A 14,601-nucleotide genomic window follows, 5' to 3' on the forward strand; every position below is an offset into this window, starting at 1 on the left:
CATGCACGCGATGGCGCGCTCCTGCAGCAGCCAGCACGCTGCAGGGCGCGCGCAAGAGTGTCGATAGGCGAATGCCGCTTCGGTGCCCCCCTGCCCGTTCCAGCCGCCGCGCAGACATGCAGAATTCCAAGTCCACGCACCACATCCCCCCGTTTCTCATAGCCGGTAGCCAATGAGCCTGCATCCGAACATCCAAGCTGTCACCGACCGCATCCGCAAGCGCAGCGCGCCTTCGCGCGCGGCCTATCTGGCCGGCATCGATGCCGCCCTGCGTGAGGGTCCGTTCCGTAGCCGATTGAGCTGCGGCAATCTCGCGCATGGCTTCGCGGCCTCCGAGCCCACCGACAAATCGCGCCTGCGCGGCGCCGCCACGCCCAACCTGGGCATCATCACCTCCTACAACGACATGCTGTCGGCGCACCAGCCGTTCGAGCACTACCCGCAGCTGATCCGCGATACCGCGCGTGCGCTCGGCGCCACCGCGCAGGTGGCCGGCGGCGTGCCGGCGATGTGCGATGGCGTCACCCAGGGCCGCGCGGGCATGGAGCTGTCGCTGTTCTCGCGCGACAACATCGCCCAGGCCGCCGCGATTGGCCTGAGCCATGACATGTTCGACAGCGTGGTGTACCTGGGCGTGTGCGACAAGATCGTGCCCGGCCTGCTGATCGGCGCGCTGGCATTCGGGCACCTGCCGGCGATCTTCATGCCGGCCGGCCCGATGACGCCCGGCATTCCGAACAAGCAGAAAGCCGAAGTGCGCGAGCGCTACGCCGCCGGCGAAGCCACCCGCGCCGAGCTGCTGGAAGCCGAATCGGCCTCCTACCACTCGCCCGGCACCTGCACCTTCTACGGCACCGCCAACTCCAACCAGGTGTTGCTCGAGGCGATGGGCGTGCAGCTGCCCGGCGCCTCGTTCGTCAACCCGGAATTGCCGCTGCGCGATGCGCTCACCCGCGAGGGCACCGCGCGTGCATTGGCGATCTCGGCACTGGGCCAGGATTTCCGCCCGTTCGGCCGCCTGATCGACGAGCGCGCCATCGTCAACGCGGTGGTCGCGCTGATGGCCACCGGCGGCTCGACCAACCACACCATCCACTGGATCGCAGTAGCCCGTGCGGCCGGCATCGTGCTGACCTGGGACGACATGGACCTGATCTCGCAGACCGTGCCGCTGCTGACCCGCGTCTATCCCAACGGCGAGGCCGACGTGAACCGCTTCCAGGCTGCCGGCGGCACCGCGTTCGTGTTCCGCGAACTGATGGACGCCGGCTACATGCACGACGACCTGCCCACCGTGGTCGAAGGCGGCATGCGCGCCTACGTCAACGAGCCGCGCCTGCAGGACGGCAAGGTCAGCTACGTGCCCGGCACCGCGACCACCGCCGACGACAGCGTCGCGCGCCCGGTCAGCGATGCGTTTGAAGCGCAGGGTGGCCTGCGCCTGTTGCGCGGCAACCTGGGCCGTTCGCTGATCAAGCTGTCTGCGGTCAAACCGCAGCACCGCAGCATCGAAGCGCCCGCCGTGGTGATCGACACCCCGCAGGTGCTCAACAAGCTGCATGCGGCCGGCGTGCTGCCGCACGATTTCGTGGTGGTGCTGCGCTATCAGGGCCCGCGGGCAAACGGCATGCCGGAACTGCATTCGATGGCGCCGTTGCTGGGCCTGCTGCAGAACCAGGGCCGGCGCGTGGCGCTGGTCACCGACGGCCGCCTGTCCGGTGCGTCGGGCAAGTTCCCGGCCGCCATCCACCTGACCCCCGAAGCCGCGCGCGGCGGCCCGATCGGACGCGTGCGCGAAGGCGACATCGTGCGCCTGGACGGCGAAGCCGGCACCCTGGAAGTACTGGTATCGGCCGAAGAATGGGCCTCGCGCGAGGTGGCGCCGAACACCGCGGTGGCCGGCAACGACCTGGGCCGCAACCTGTTCGGCATCAACCGCCAGGTCGTCGGCCCGGCCGACCAGGGCGCGATCTCCATTTCCTGCGGTCCGACCCATCCGGACGGCGCGTTGTGGAGTTACGACGCCGAATATGAACTGGGCGCCGACGCCGCTGCCGCCGCTGCGCCGCACGAGTCCAAGGACGCCTGATCCCTTCCCTCTGCGCGGCCGCTATGGGCCGCCGTCTAATGGAGTTGCAATGACGATTGCCCAGACCCAGAACACCGCCGAACAGCTGCTGCGCGACGCCGGCATCCTGCCGGTGGTCACCGTCGATACGTTGGACCAGGCACGCCGCGTCGCCGACGCATTGCTGGAAGGCGGCCTGCCCGCCATCGAGCTGACCCTGCGCACGCCGGTGGCGATCGATGCGCTGGCCATGCTCAAGCGCGAACTGCCCAACATCGTGATCGGCGCCGGCACGGTGCTGAGCGAACTGCAACTGCGTCAGTCGGTGGATGCCGGCGCGGACTTCCTGGTGACCCCGGGCACGCCCGCCCCGCTCGCACGCCTGCTGGCCGATGCGCCGATCCCGGCGGTGCCCGGCGCGGCCACGCCAACCGAACTGCTGACCCTGATGGGACTGGGTTTCCGCGTCTGCAAGCTGTTCCCGGCCACCGCCGTAGGCGGCCTGCAGATGCTCAAGGGTCTGGCTGGCCCGCTGTCCGACCTCAAGCTGTGCCCCACCGGCGGCATCAGTGAAGCCAACGCCGCCGAGTTCCTGGCGCAGCCGAATGTGGTCTGCATCGGCGGGTCGTGGATGGTGCCCAAGGATTGGTTGGCCCAGGGCCAATGGGACAAGGTCAAGGAAAGCTCGGCCAAGGCGGCGGCGATCGTGCGGCAGGTGCGGGCGGGCTGATTGACCGAGCGCTGCATCTGGTGGTGACGCTGGGCGGCTGAGTGGCTGTACTTGGAGTATCTGCGCCCTCACCCCAACCCCTCTCCCGCAGGCGGGAGAGGGGCTAAGGTGCAAGGCGATCTTGGTGTTCCACTCCCGCGCGACAGAGCGCAGGCGATCTTGGTGTTCCAGCACACCTGCGAGGCCCCTTCCTCGCGTGCGCCGTCCCTTCCCCAGCTACGACGTCCCTTCCCCCGCGTGCGGGGGAAGGTGCCCGCAGGGCGGATGGGGGAGGCTTGTCGGCAGGCGATCACGCCAGCGGCGCTCCCGCCGGGAGAGCGGCTTCAAACGACGCGTGGTGGGTCGATCACGACTCCAACGCAACGCTTGCCGGCGGCGTCTTCGGCAGACCGCGTGCACGTCGCACCAGTGCCGCTGCGCCGTTGCTCATGTCGTCGAGCATGGCGTAGATCGTCGGCAGGAACAGCAGGCTCACCACGGTGGAAAACGCCAGGCCGCCGGCGATGGCGCGGGCCATCGGGAAGTACGGCGGGCCGTCGCTGAACATGGTGGTGCTGGTCAGCGAAATCGGCACCATCGCCAGGATGGCGGTACCCATCGTCATCATGATCGGCCGCAGCCGCTCGCGTGAGCCCTCCACCAGCGCCTGGGTACGGCCCATGCCGCGGCGACGCAAATTGTTGATGTGCTCGATCATCACGATGCCGTTGTTCACCACCACGCCCATCAGCACCAGGATGCCGATGAAGGACATGATGCCGAACGAGGTGCCGGTGATCCAGAACAGCCAGAACACGCCGAAGATCGAAAACAGCACGCCGCTCATGATGGCTGCCGGGAACAGCAGCGATTCGAACACCGCCGCCATCACCACGTAGATCATCACCAGCGCGATCACCAGGTTGAACACCATCTGGCCCATCGCCTCGCCATCGTTCTGGTAATCGCCGCCGTCGAAGGTGTAGCTGTAGCCGGCGGGGAAACTCATCGCCTTGAGCGGCTTTTCCATCGCCGCGCGCGCTTCCGGTACGGTGACTTTTTCGGCCAGGTTGGCCTTGATGGTCAGCGTGGTCTGGCGATTGGTGCGCCCGATCTGGGTGGCGGCCGGGCGAATCTGCACGTCCACCAGGCTCAGCAACGGCACGCTGCGGCCATCCTTGGTGCGCACGGTGAAGCCGGCCAGGTCTTCGGGCTTGCTTTGCTCGGCGCCGGCAAACCGCACCCACACCGGCACTTCATTATCGCCACGGCGGAACTCGCGCAACGGCGTGCCGCGCAATGCCAGGCCCACGAAACTGGCCACCTGCTCCGCACTGAAACCGAAGGCGGCGGCACGCTCCCGGTCCACGCGGATCGCCAACTCGCTGGTGCGGTCGCCGGTATCCACGTGCACGTCGCGCAGTTCCTTGCGCTGCGCCAGCAATGGCACCACCTCGTCGGCCAGCGCCTTGAGCGCCTCGGTGGAGTCGCCAACCAACTGCACCTGTACGCCCTGGTTGCCGTTACCGCCATCGCCCTGATTGCCGATGCTGTAGTCGGCGCGCGCAGAGCGCGGCAGCTCCTTGCGAATTTTCTCCAGCAGCGGCGGCAGATCCTTCACCTTGCTCGCGTCGAAAGTCACCACCGTATTGCTGCCTTCCACTTCGCTAAACCACGAATAGATCTGCGTGATGTGGTACTTGGCGCGATTGGCTTCGAGGTAATTTTCCACACGGCCGATCTCTTCGCCCAGCTGCTCGCGGGTGTAGGAGCCTTTCCACTGATACTGGATGAAGGCCTCGTTGCCTCCATCGCCGCCGAACATGTCGACCTTGGTCAGCTTCATCGGCACTAGGCTGATGGCGCTGACCAGGATAATGCCGGTCACGCTCCAGCCACGGTGCGCCAGCGTCCACGCCAGGATACGGGCATAGCGCCGCTGTAGCTTGGCGATGACGCCGCGCTCGGACGTCACCATCGGCGGCGTCTTCATGCGCGCGGACAACATCGGGATCAGGCTGATCGCCACCAGCCACGACGCCAGCAGCGACACCGAAATGGTGATCGCGATCTGCGCCATGAAGATGGAGATGTTGTTGGTTTCGCCGAACAGGTTCGGCACGAACACGATGCAGTGGCACAGGGTGCCGGCGCTGAGCGCGATCGCCACGCTGCGCGTGCCCAGCAAGGCCGCCAGCTGCGGCTGACCCGGCATGCGCTCGCGTTCCTGGTAGATGCTTTCCACCACCACCACCGCGTTGTCCACCAGCATGCCGACCGCGAGCAGCAAGCCCATCATGGTCAGGATATTGAGCGTGACCCCGACGAAATACATGAAGCCCAGCGTGATCGCAAAGCAGATCGGAATCGCCAGGGTCACCATCAGGGTCGATGGCCAATGCCGCAGGAAGAAGAACAGCACGGTGATCGACAACAGCAGGCCCACCGCGCCGGCTTCGGCGAGTTCGGCCAGCGACGAGGTCACGGCCTTGCCCTGGTTGTCGATGACCTTGATCTGCACGTCGCGCATCGCAGGTTCTGCGCGGATGTCTTCGACTTCCTTCAAGGCCAGCCGCGAGACTTCCACCAGGTTGGCGCTGCGTTCCTTGTAGATATCCAGGCCGATCGCCGGGCGCCCATCCAGCCGGCGTCCGTAGTTCATGCGCGTAGGCTTCAGGCGCACCTCGGCGATATCGCCCAGGCGCAGGCCCTTGGCATTGAGGACCAGCTCACGCAGTTCCTGCAGATCGCGCAGCTCGCCGATCGGCTGCACGCGGATGCGCTGGCCGTTGTCGTCGATCTGCCCGGCCGACACCGAAAAATTGAGCTTGCCCAGACGCTCGCTCAGATCATTGAGACTGAGGTCGTGCGCGGTAAGCCGGTCCGGCGCGATCGCGATCTCCACCTCGTTTGGCGGTGCGCCGGAGATCTCCACCTTCGCCACGCCGGGAATGCGCTCGATACGCCGCTTGAACTCGCGGTCGAGCATGTCGTAGGCGCCGGTCAGGTCGGTCTGGCTGGCAAGGCGCACCTTGAGCACCGGCTCGTCGCTGCTGGACCACTTGAAGATGTGGAAGCGCTGTAGATCGTCCGGGAGATCGTCGCGGATGGCATCCAGCCGCTCACGCGCGTCCGATGCAGCGATGGCGATGTCGCGGTCCCAGTCGCTGAACTCGATGAAGATGTTGGCGCCATCGGCGGTGGCGGTCGAGCGCATGCGCTTGATACCGGTCATCGTGGCCAAGGCTTCTTCGGCTGGCCGCACCAGGTTGCGCTCCACCTCGTCCGGGGTGGAGCCGGTATACGGCAACTGCACGAACAGGAACGGCGCGGAAATGTCCGGCAAGGCTTCCAGCGGCAGCCGGAATGCGGCGATCAACCCCACCACCACCAGCGAGACGAAACACATGATGGTGGTGACCGGGCGACGGATACTGAAGGCGGCAACGCTCATAGCGCCTCCAGTCCGTCGGCATGGCCGCTTTCCGGCGCCTGCCGACGCGCCATGCGCCGGCCACGCTCCAGGTAGTAGGCGTCGGCACGGCGGTCCAGCAAGTCATACACCACCGGGATCACCAGCAAGGTCAGCAGCGTGGACACCAGCAGCCCACCGATCACGGTGATCGCCATCGGTGCACGCACTTCCGCGCCCTCGCCCATCGCCACCGCCAGCGGCAGGAAGCCGAACAGGGTGCACAGCGTGGTCATGATGATCGGCCGCAGGCGCGAGCGTGCGCCTTCGATCAAGGCCTGTCGCTTGGGCACGCCTTCTTCGCGCAACTGGTTGACCTTGTCGATCAGGATGATCGCGTTCTTGGTCACCAGTCCCACCAGCAGGATCAGGCCGATGAACACCACCACCGACACCGGCTTGCCGGTCATCAGCAGCGCCAGCACCGCACCCACCATCGCCAGCGGGATGGTGAACAGGATGACGAACGGATGCAGCAGCGATTCGAACTGCGAGGCCATCACCAGGTAGACCAGGAAGATCGCCAACCCGAACGCAAACAGCAACGACTTCACTGATTGCGCCAGTTCTTCGCCCTGCCCGCCGATATGCATGCCCACGCCGGCGGCCAACGGGTCCTGGCGCACCATCGTCTCCACTTCGCGCACCGCACCGCCCAGGTCGATGTCCTTCAGGCTGGCCGACACGATGGCCACGCGGGTCTGATCGGCGCGATGGATCTCGCTCGGGCCGGTGGTCGCCATCACTTCTGCCACCGCCGCCAGACGCACCGGCCGGCTGCTGCCCGGATTGACGATCAACTGACGGATCGCCTCCACGCTGGCACGGTCGCTGTGCTGCGCACGCACCAGCACATCGATCTTGCGATCGCGGAAGCTGTAGCGCGTGGCCACATCGCCGCGCACCTTCTTGACGATGACATCGGCAATCTGCCGCGTGGTCAGCCCCAGCGCACCGGCGCGCTCCTGGTCGAAGCGGATCTGGATTTCCGGGAAACCCTCCTCGACAGTGGACTTCACGTCCGCATAGTGGCCATTGGCGCGCAGCATCGTGGCCAGCTTCTGCCCGGCACGTTCCAGCTCGCCGAGGTCCTGCCCGCGCAATTCCACTTCCAGCGGCGTCGAGAAACTAAACAGCGCGGGCCGCGCGAAATCCACCTGCGCGCCAGGATGACCGACCATGCTGCTGCGCAACCGCTGCGTGGCCGCTGCTTCCACTTCCGGGCTGCCGCCGCCGGCCATCACCACGGTGAGCTTGCCGATGTTTTCGCCGCTTTCGGTGGGGTTGGCATCCAGCCGCGTGCCGCTGCCGCTGACGCCATACAGCGACGCCACACCCGGGTCCTTGTCGTGCGCCAGCTGCAACTCGCGCACCAGCGCATCGGTCTGCGCCAGCGGCGTGCCGGAAGGCAGCTTCACCGTCATTTCGAAGCGGTCCTGCGCCAGCTGCGGGATCAGGTCCGCGCCCAGCAGCGGCACCAGCAGCACGGTGCCAATGAATGCCGCAGCGGCCAGGCCGAGCACCAACCACGGCCGGCGCAACGCCGCCGGCAGCATCGCCAGGTAGCCACGCTCGGCGCGGCCATACGGCGCCATCGCAAGATCGCTAGCCTTGCGCATTACCGGCCCCACCACCCTGCTCAACCCGCGCCACAGCTTGACCACCGCCCACGCCACGCCGAAGAAGGCGTAGCGCACACTGGCGCCTGCACCGCGGCGGCCGGCCGCCACCGGCTTGAGCCAGCGCTGCTCGGGCTGCCATTGCGGGTGGCCGGGTTCATCCGGAAACGCCATCGGCGGCGCGCCCTTGAGCGAACTCAGCATCGGAATCAGCGTCATCGACACCACCAGCGAGATCGCAATGGCGATCGCCACCGTCAGCGCCTGATCGCGGAACAACTGCCCGGCGATGCCTTCGACGAACACCAGCGGCAGGAACACCGCAATGGTGGTCAGCGTGGACGCCATTACCGCCATGCTCACCTCGCGGGTGCCGGCCATGGCCGCATCCAGCACGCTCAGGCCGCGTTCGCGTGCCTTGGCGATGCTCTCCAGCACCACGATGGAATCGTCCACCACCAGGCCGGTGGCCAGGGCCAGGCCGCCCAGCGACATCACATTCAGGCTCAGCCCCAGCTGGCCCATGAAGAAGAACGTGGTGATGATCGACACCGGCAGCGACAGGCTGATCACGAACGTGCTCCAGCCATCGCGCAGGAACAGGAAGATGATCAGGATCGCCAGCACGCCGCCGATCACCGCATCCTTCTTGACGTCGCTGATCGCGTGTTCGATGAAGTGCGACTGATCCTCGATGGTGGTGATCTCCACATCGCCCGGCACCGTGGCCTTCAGTTGCTCCAGGCGCTTGCGCAGCGCCGCGGCAGTGGACACGGTATTGGCGCCGCCTTCCTTGTAGATCGCCAGCTCCACCGCTTCCTTGCCGCCGAGGCGGATGATGGCCTCGCGTTCCTTGTAGCCCTGGCGCACCTGCGCCACATCCTTGAGGCGCACCGGCATGCCGCCGGCGATGCTGCTGCTGGACGACGACGAGGTGCTCTGCACTTCGGCCGCTGCCGCCAGCGCCGCCTGCGAACCGGTGGACGCGGCGATTGCATACATCTGCTGCATCGCTGCATCGGCAGCGCTGCTACTGCTGCTCTGCGTGGTGACCAGCATGTTGCGGATCTCGTCCAGATCCACGAACTGGTTGACCGTGCGCACCAGATACCGCTGCGAGCCTTCTTCCAGCCGGCCGCCGGAGATATTGACGTTCTCCTCCTTCAGCCGGGTGATCACGTTGTCGATCGGCAGATTGAGCTGGGCCAGTTTCTGCTGATCGATGTCCACCTGGATCTCGTCTTCCAGACCGCCGCCGACCTTGACCGCGGCCACGCCGGCCACCGGTTCGAGCTTCTTTTTCAGGTCTTCGTCGGCATAGCGTCGCAGCCCGGTGAGCTGGCGGATCGCATCGGCGTCCGAGGCCGGCGCCTGCTTGGGCGACAGCGCCAGGCGCATGATCGGCTCGGTAGACGGATTGAAGCGCAGCAGCACCGGCGGCTTGGTTTCCAGCGGCAACGACAGCGCTTCCATCTTGTCGCGCACCTCCAGGCTGGCCTGGTCCATGTTGGTACCCCAGGCAAATTCCAGCACCACGTCGCTCTGCCCGGTGCGCGAGATCGACTTTAACTTGCGCAGGTTCTTGACCACGCCAACCGCTTCTTCCACCGGCTCGGTTACCAGCGTCTCGATTTCCGCCGGCGCCGCACCGGTGTATTCGGTGCGCACGGTGAGCGTGGGATAGCTCAGGTCCGGCAGCAGGTTGACCTTGAGGCTGCGCAGCGCGATCAGGCCGAACAGCAGCATGGTCACGGTGATCATCGCGATGGTCACCCGCCGCCGCGTGGCGAAGGCGACCAGACCGCCACCGGGAGATGGTGCATGCGGGTCGTGCACGGGGCCGTGCGGGTTGCCGTGGTCACTCATGCGTGCGTCTCATCGCGTGCAGCCGCCGGAGCAGCGGCGACCGGCTTGCGATCCGGCTGGCCGATCACCTGCACCGCAGTGCCATCGCGCAGCGCCACCTTGCCGGCTGTCACCACCTGGTCGCCTTCCTTCAGGCCTTGTCGCACTTCCAGCCACGGTCCTTCCGCATAGCCCAGCTTCACCGGCACCCGGTTGGCCTTGCCATTGCGCACCACGAACACCGCCGGCTCGCCATCGTCCAGCAGCGCAAGGCGCGGGATCACCAGGGCGTCCTTGCGCTGGTCGTAATCGATGCGGATGCGCCCGAACATGCCCGGCTGCAGCGACTCGGCGCCCTTGCCGAAGGCACACACCACGCGGAACGTGCCGCTCCCCGAATCCACTACCGGCGCAATGCGATCCACCTTGCCCACGAACTGCTGGCCCGGCAGCGCATCGGCCAGCAAGGTCACCGGCTGACCGGATTTGAGTGTCGCCAGTTCGCGCTCGGGGACATTGAGCGTGGCCTCTAGCTGCGAGTCGTCGACGATGCGGAAGATCGGCGTATTGATCTGCACGAAGTTGCCGGTCTTGATCGAACGCGAGGCGATCACGCCGGAAATCGGCGCCTGCACCGTGGTGTAGGACAACTCCAGCGATGCCAGGCGATGCTGCGCGCGGCTGTTTTCCACATCGAACTTGAGCTGGTCGACATCGGCGGCACTGACCAGCTGCTGCCCCACCAGTTGTGTCGCACGGCGGTAGCTGTTTTCCAGCTTGCGCAACTGCGCTTCGCTCTGCGCCACGGCCAGGTGCGCACGGTCCGGGTCCAGCCGCACCAGCGCCTGTCCGGCCGAGACCTTCTGGCCTTCTTCCACCATCACCGCCAGCGCCACGCCGGAGGTCTTGGCCACCACCTGCGCTTCCGCACGCGGCTCCAGTGCAGCGGTACCGGTATAGCTGGCGGCCACCGCGCGGCGCGCGGCCTTGGCCGTCTCCACCGGCACGGCGTCCACGACCTTCTTTTCTTCTGCTGCCTTGGCCTCGCCATCGCCGGCCTTGCATCCGCCCAACAACAGGCTGGTGGTGATCAACAGCGCCGCGGCGCAGGTTCCGCTGCGGCGGGGCAAGAAGGAGAGTGGCGACATCGTCGTGTCCTAGTGGATGCGTGAACAGGTGTTGTAGGCAAGTAAACCACCCGAATACACATGTCGCCAATGCGCCAAAGGTCATGGTCTGTTCAACTTCGCGTATTCACCCCGTTTGCGCCACGCCAAATCGCAGGCATACTCGGTCCGGTTCCGTCACGCCCCCACGTGCGGACGCTCAATCAGTCTTCCGGATACGAAACCATGCGCCCGCAGCCGCTCGCCGCTTGTCTCGCTCTGGTCGTCTTCCTGCCGTTTGGGGGCGCATCAGCGACACCGTCAGTCACGCCGGCAACACCGGCTACGCCGACGCCTGCCACCACGGCAGCACCCGCCACTGCCGCAGCGGCACCCGCCGCCCCGACCGGCAATCCAGCCAATGGCCGCCTGCTCGCCTATACCTGCCAGGGCTGCCACGGCGTCACCGGCTACAAGAACGCCTACCCCAGTTATCGCGTTCCCAAGATCGGGGGCCAGTCCAGCCAGTATCTGACCCAGGCGCTGACTGAATACCGCCAGGGCAAGCGCAAGCATCCGACCATGCAGGCGCAGGCGCAGAGTTTCTCCGAGCAGGACATCGCCGACATCTCCGCCTTCCTGTCCACTCTCAAATAAGCGCCCACATGCCGAACGCCCTGCACGCTCCGCGTCTAGCCATCGTCCTGGTCGCAGCCCTTACGTTGGCGGCCTGCTCCCAATCCCAGGTCGAATCCCCCGATCATTCCGCCGGCGATGCCGGTCATGCCAGTGGCGAACACGATTCCAGCTCCTCGGCCGGGTTGCCCACCGGCCGTGCAGAGGCCGGCGACAAGCTTGCGCATGCCAAGGGCAAGGCCACCGGCCAGAGTTGCGTGGACTGCCACGGTGCAGACGGCAATGCACCGATCGACCCCAGCTATCCCAAGCTCGGTGGGCAGTACGGCGACTATCTTGCGCATGCGCTGCAGGCCTATCGCAGCGGTGATCGCCAGCACCCATTGATGACTGCGCAGGCCACTGCGCTCAGCGATCAGGAGATTGCCGATCTCGCCGCCTACTTTGGTGCGCGGCAAACGCAGCTGCGCGACCTGCACGGCGTCAAATGACGCGCGTGCTCGACGCGTGCGCGTGTGCTGTCTCAATCGGAATGAAAAAGCGCTTGCGCGAACATTAACAGGCCGCTATCATTTCGTTCTCAGTTTCGTGGGGCCATAGCTCAGCTGGGAGAGCGCCTGCATGGCATGCAGGAGGTCGGCGGTTCGATCCCGCCTGGCTCCACCATCTCAGACATTAGGCCGTCTGAAATGACAACTCAGGTTTTGATCTGCGTCCCCATCGTCTAGAGGCCTAGGACACCACCCTTTCACGGTGGACACCGGGGTTCGAATCCCCGTGGGGACGCCAATCATCCAAAGCCCCGGCACTGCCGGGGCTTTTTTTATGCGTCGAAAAAGTTTCTCTGGTCGCAGTGAGGCGCGCGCATCAACGCGTGACGACAATCCTGGATGGTTCACCCCATCAAGGCGCAAGATCAACGGTCGCCAAGCACTACGTCACCGACATCATTACCAAGCGCGCGGCGTCCGCAGCGCACCGCGCAACACGCTTGCGACGACGCCATCGATCGAAGCACCCCTGTATCGGATCTCTGACCTGCGTTGCGAACGAGATGGCACGCAACACCATCGCGATAGCACAGACGCAGATTGCACCGGCCCGCAGCAAGGCCGACGGCGCGGCGATGACAACCCGCTACCGACGCGCAGCGTCGATGGCCTCGCATCCGACTACCACGACGATGCGATCGGCGCACCGAGGCAAGGCGCGCGAAAAACGCACGCTGATGAGCACCGGTGTGCCACGGCCGCGTACACAGCTTTTTTTCGAAGACCACTTCCCAAAGACGATTTAGGTCGCTATGATTGCCGGCTCGCAGCAACGCGGGGCCATAGCTCAGCTGGGAGAGCGCCTGCATGGCATGCAGGAGGTCGGCGGTTCGATCCCGCCTGGCTCCACCATTTCAGACATTAGGCCGTCTGGATTGGACAACGAGGTTTTGATACGCGTCCCCATCGTCTAGAGGCCTAGGACACCACCCTTTCACGGTGGACACCGGGGTTCGAATCCCCGTGGGGACGCCAATCATCTTAAAGCCCCGGCACTGCCGGGGCTTTTTTTTATCCACGCACCGCAAGAATCCTGCTTGCACGCTGCAGTTATCGCGCAGAGCACACGCATCGAATACATGGCGTGTCGGTAAGCCCGATCGCAGGCAGCTGCGGTCGGGCATGCAAGCCACCTGCGCAGACGACCGACGTCGTTACGCCTGTCCGTCATCCAGCGCCTTGCGACCTTCGTGCGTCAGGTCGATGTCGCCATCCTCGGCCTGTGCGGCATAGCCGGCGCGCACCGCCCAATTGGCCTCTTCATCCGTCACGGCTTGGGTATCGTGGATAGCGCGCAGAATGCGCAGTTGCTGCGAAGCATCGAAGTCCATGGTGAGCACCGGCTTGAAGGGAGAACATCAAGGTACGCACCGGCCGTGATGGCTGCGTGCCTGCAGCGTCATCCGACACACGCGCGACCAGATTACGGAAGCGCTGTTGGCAGGTTTGCGCCCTGATACTCTAGCAATGCGTTGGCCGCGCCTGCCATGTCGGTGCGCACGCAGGTTTCGGTGTGAGATCCAGCGCGTGACAGGCACTGAAGAACACAGCGCGCCGATGCCACTTGGCCGCACCAGTGCATCTAGACAGTCATACGGGAGACCACGAGACCTTGGTGCTACCAGACAGTGCTGATAAACACCCGACCATGCGCGCCATTGCAACCGCGCATGAGGCTTGCCCACGTGCTGCATGCACTGCAGGCTGCGCGCTCCCGCCCTCGCACTCGCACTCGCTCATGCACGCAAGAGCCAACGCGCACCCAAAGCAAAAAGCCCCTCCGGTAGCGCCGGAAGGGCTTTCGCTGGTACAGCTGTCTCTGGTGCCGAAGGTGGGACTCGAACCCACACGCTTTTAAGGGCGGCGGATTTTGAGTCCGCTGCGTCTACCGATTCCGCCACTTCGGCGTGGCCGCGCAGTATAGCGGCTCGCGAATGAAACGAACAGTGTTGTTACGCGCCTGACGAATTCAGGTGCAAGCGGCGTCGGCAGCGCTGCGACTGGGCAGGCTCGATATACTGGCCGACTCGGTGAAGGAGTAAGCAATGTCGGTGTTGCGTGGAGTTCGGGTACTCGTGGTCGAAAACGATGACATGAATGCCATGCTGCTCGAGTTGCAGCTCTCCCACATTGGTGCGGCCGTGGTCGGACCGGTCGGGCAAGTCCAGGATGCGCTGCAGCTGATCCGGGCCGATGCGCCGGACATTGCGGTGCTGGACTATCGGCTTGGCAACGGGGAGACCAGCGAACCTGTGGCACGCCTGCTGGCCGAGCGTGGCATCCCGTTCGTCCTGGCCACGGGTGTGGCCACTGGCAGCATCCCCGCCGGCTTCGAACGCGGCGTGATCCTGACCAAGCCGTATCTGTCCGAAGAACTGATCAACGCCTTGTCGCGCGCGCGGCAGTTGAGCGGCGCCGACAGTTGAGCTCGCCGACCGCGCCGACGGCCTCCCTGCCGGGAAGGTAGCTACGGTTGCCAGCGGACGCGCTGTCACTAGAATCAGGCATTGCAAAACCACGGGCGGGTTGCTGGATGGATAGTGCCGTGTCGCCGTTTGCCGGCCTGTTACCGGAGATGAGCGAAACTGCAAGCTT

General features: G+C 65.5%; 10 protein-coding genes and 5 tRNA genes. 10 read left to right on the forward strand and 5 right to left on the reverse strand.

All coding sequences use genetic code 11. The features are described 5' to 3' along the window. The first annotated feature begins 172 nt into the window (after window positions 1-172). Window positions 173-2,089 (forward strand): phosphogluconate dehydratase, encoded by a 1,917-nt coding sequence (gene edd / locus A7D17_RS13430; RefSeq protein ID WP_064509551.1) that lies wholly within the window; start codon window positions 173-175, stop codon window positions 2,087-2,089. Window positions 2,090-2,138: 49 nt separating this feature from the next. Then, window positions 2,139-2,798 (forward strand): bifunctional 4-hydroxy-2-oxoglutarate aldolase/2-dehydro-3-deoxy-phosphogluconate aldolase, encoded by a 660-nt coding sequence (locus A7D17_RS13435; RefSeq protein WP_064509552.1) that lies wholly within the window; start codon window positions 2,139-2,141, stop codon window positions 2,796-2,798. Window positions 2,799-3,144: 346 nt separating this feature from the next. On the opposite strand, the gene A7D17_RS13440 is transcribed toward A7D17_RS13435, so the two are convergent. Genes A7D17_RS13440 through A7D17_RS13450 form a run of 3 tightly spaced genes read right to left on the reverse strand, consistent with a single transcriptional unit; the run spans window position 3,145 to window position 10,861 of the window. Further along, a complete protein-coding gene (locus A7D17_RS13440; protein ID WP_064509553.1) occupies window positions 3,145-6,231 on the reverse strand; it encodes an efflux RND transporter permease subunit in 3,087 nt (1,028 codons plus the stop codon). Continuing rightward, window positions 6,228-9,734 carry an efflux RND transporter permease subunit gene (locus A7D17_RS13445; RefSeq protein WP_064509554.1) on the reverse strand — a complete coding sequence of 1,169 codons (3,507 nt, stop codon included), beginning with the start codon at window positions 9,732-9,734 and terminating at the stop codon, window positions 6,228-6,230. Before A7D17_RS13445 ends, A7D17_RS13440 begins: the two co-directional genes overlap by 4 nt. Continuing rightward, window positions 9,731-10,861 carry an efflux RND transporter periplasmic adaptor subunit gene (locus A7D17_RS13450; RefSeq protein ID WP_064509555.1) on the reverse strand — a complete coding sequence of 377 codons (1,131 nt, stop codon included), beginning with the start codon at window positions 10,859-10,861 and terminating at the stop codon, window positions 9,731-9,733. The genes A7D17_RS13445 and A7D17_RS13450 overlap by 4 nt, the downstream gene beginning before the upstream one ends. Window positions 10,862-11,065: 204 nt before the next feature. Here A7D17_RS13450 and A7D17_RS13455 point away from each other — a divergent pair, with 204 nt between their 5' ends. From A7D17_RS13455 to A7D17_RS13485, 7 genes are all read left to right on the forward strand, one after another. After that, complete coding sequence (locus A7D17_RS13455) at window positions 11,066-11,476, forward strand: c-type cytochrome (RefSeq protein WP_029219967.1); 411 nt, start codon at window positions 11,066-11,068, stop codon at window positions 11,474-11,476. 8 nt (window positions 11,477-11,484) lie between these two features. Further along, the gene (locus A7D17_RS13460) at window positions 11,485-11,946 is read left to right on the forward strand and encodes a c-type cytochrome (protein ID WP_064509556.1); all 462 of its coding nucleotides are present in this window, start codon (window positions 11,485-11,487) and stop codon (window positions 11,944-11,946) included. Window positions 11,947-12,045: 99 nt separating this feature from the next. Beyond that, window positions 12,046-12,121 (forward strand) — tRNA-Ala (locus A7D17_RS13465). A gap of 47 nt (window positions 12,122-12,168) precedes the next feature. Beyond that, window positions 12,169-12,244, forward strand: a tRNA-Glu gene (locus A7D17_RS13470). A gap of 85 nt (window positions 12,245-12,329) precedes the next feature. After that, the gene (locus A7D17_RS24460; protein WP_161946548.1) at window positions 12,330-12,752 is read left to right on the forward strand and encodes a hypothetical protein; all 423 of its coding nucleotides are present in this window, start codon (window positions 12,330-12,332) and stop codon (window positions 12,750-12,752) included. Window positions 12,753-12,782: 30 nt separating this feature from the next. Beyond that, window positions 12,783-12,858, forward strand: a tRNA-Ala gene (locus A7D17_RS13480). A gap of 47 nt (window positions 12,859-12,905) precedes the next feature. Then, window positions 12,906-12,981, forward strand: a tRNA-Glu gene (locus tag A7D17_RS13485). Between the two features lie 179 nt (window positions 12,982-13,160). Here A7D17_RS13485 and A7D17_RS24595 read toward each other — a convergent pair. Together A7D17_RS24595 and A7D17_RS13495 are read right to left on the reverse strand one after the other, a co-directional pair. Next, window positions 13,161-13,337, reverse strand: coding sequence for a hypothetical protein (locus A7D17_RS24595; RefSeq protein WP_064509558.1), 177 nt, complete (start codon window positions 13,335-13,337; stop codon window positions 13,161-13,163). 489 nt (window positions 13,338-13,826) lie between these two features. Further along, a tRNA-Leu gene (locus A7D17_RS13495) sits at window positions 13,827-13,913 on the reverse strand. A 138-nt stretch (window positions 13,914-14,051) separates the two neighbouring features. Between A7D17_RS13495 and A7D17_RS13500 the strand changes: the two genes are divergently transcribed. Next, window positions 14,052-14,432: a response regulator gene (locus A7D17_RS13500; RefSeq protein ID WP_064509559.1), complete on the forward strand. Its 381-nt coding sequence runs from the start codon at window positions 14,052-14,054 to the stop codon at window positions 14,430-14,432. The last annotated feature ends 169 nt before the right edge of the window (window positions 14,433-14,601 follow it).

Source organism: Xanthomonas floridensis, from assembly GCF_001642575.1.
GTDB lineage: Bacteria > Pseudomonadota > Gammaproteobacteria > Xanthomonadales > Xanthomonadaceae > Xanthomonas > Xanthomonas floridensis.

What these genes read in the sequence shown, in the direction of transcription:
- A7D17_RS13445 (WP_064509554.1), bottom strand. Translation starts at nt 9,734, where the DNA reads ATGAGTGACCACGGCAACCCGCACGGCCCCGTGCACGACCCGCATGCA.
- A7D17_RS13440 (WP_064509553.1), bottom strand. Translation starts at nt 6,231, where the DNA reads ATGAGCGTTGCCGCCTTCAGTATCCGTCGCCCGGTCACCACCATCATG.
- A7D17_RS24595 (WP_064509558.1), bottom strand. Translation starts at nt 13,337, where the DNA reads ATGGACTTCGATGCTTCGCAGCAACTGCGCATTCTGCGCGCTATCCAC.
- A7D17_RS13435 (WP_064509552.1), top strand. Translation starts at nt 2,139, where the DNA reads ATGACGATTGCCCAGACCCAGAACACCGCCGAACAGCTGCTGCGCGAC.
- A7D17_RS13500 (WP_064509559.1), top strand. Translation starts at nt 14,052, where the DNA reads ATGTCGGTGTTGCGTGGAGTTCGGGTACTCGTGGTCGAAAACGATGAC.
- edd (WP_064509551.1), top strand. Translation starts at nt 173, where the DNA reads ATGAGCCTGCATCCGAACATCCAAGCTGTCACCGACCGCATCCGCAAG.
- A7D17_RS13450 (WP_064509555.1), bottom strand. Translation starts at nt 10,861, where the DNA reads ATGTCGCCACTCTCCTTCTTGCCCCGCCGCAGCGGAACCTGCGCCGCG.
- A7D17_RS13455 (WP_029219967.1), top strand. Translation starts at nt 11,066, where the DNA reads ATGCGCCCGCAGCCGCTCGCCGCTTGTCTCGCTCTGGTCGTCTTCCTG.
- A7D17_RS13460 (WP_064509556.1), top strand. Translation starts at nt 11,485, where the DNA reads ATGCCGAACGCCCTGCACGCTCCGCGTCTAGCCATCGTCCTGGTCGCA.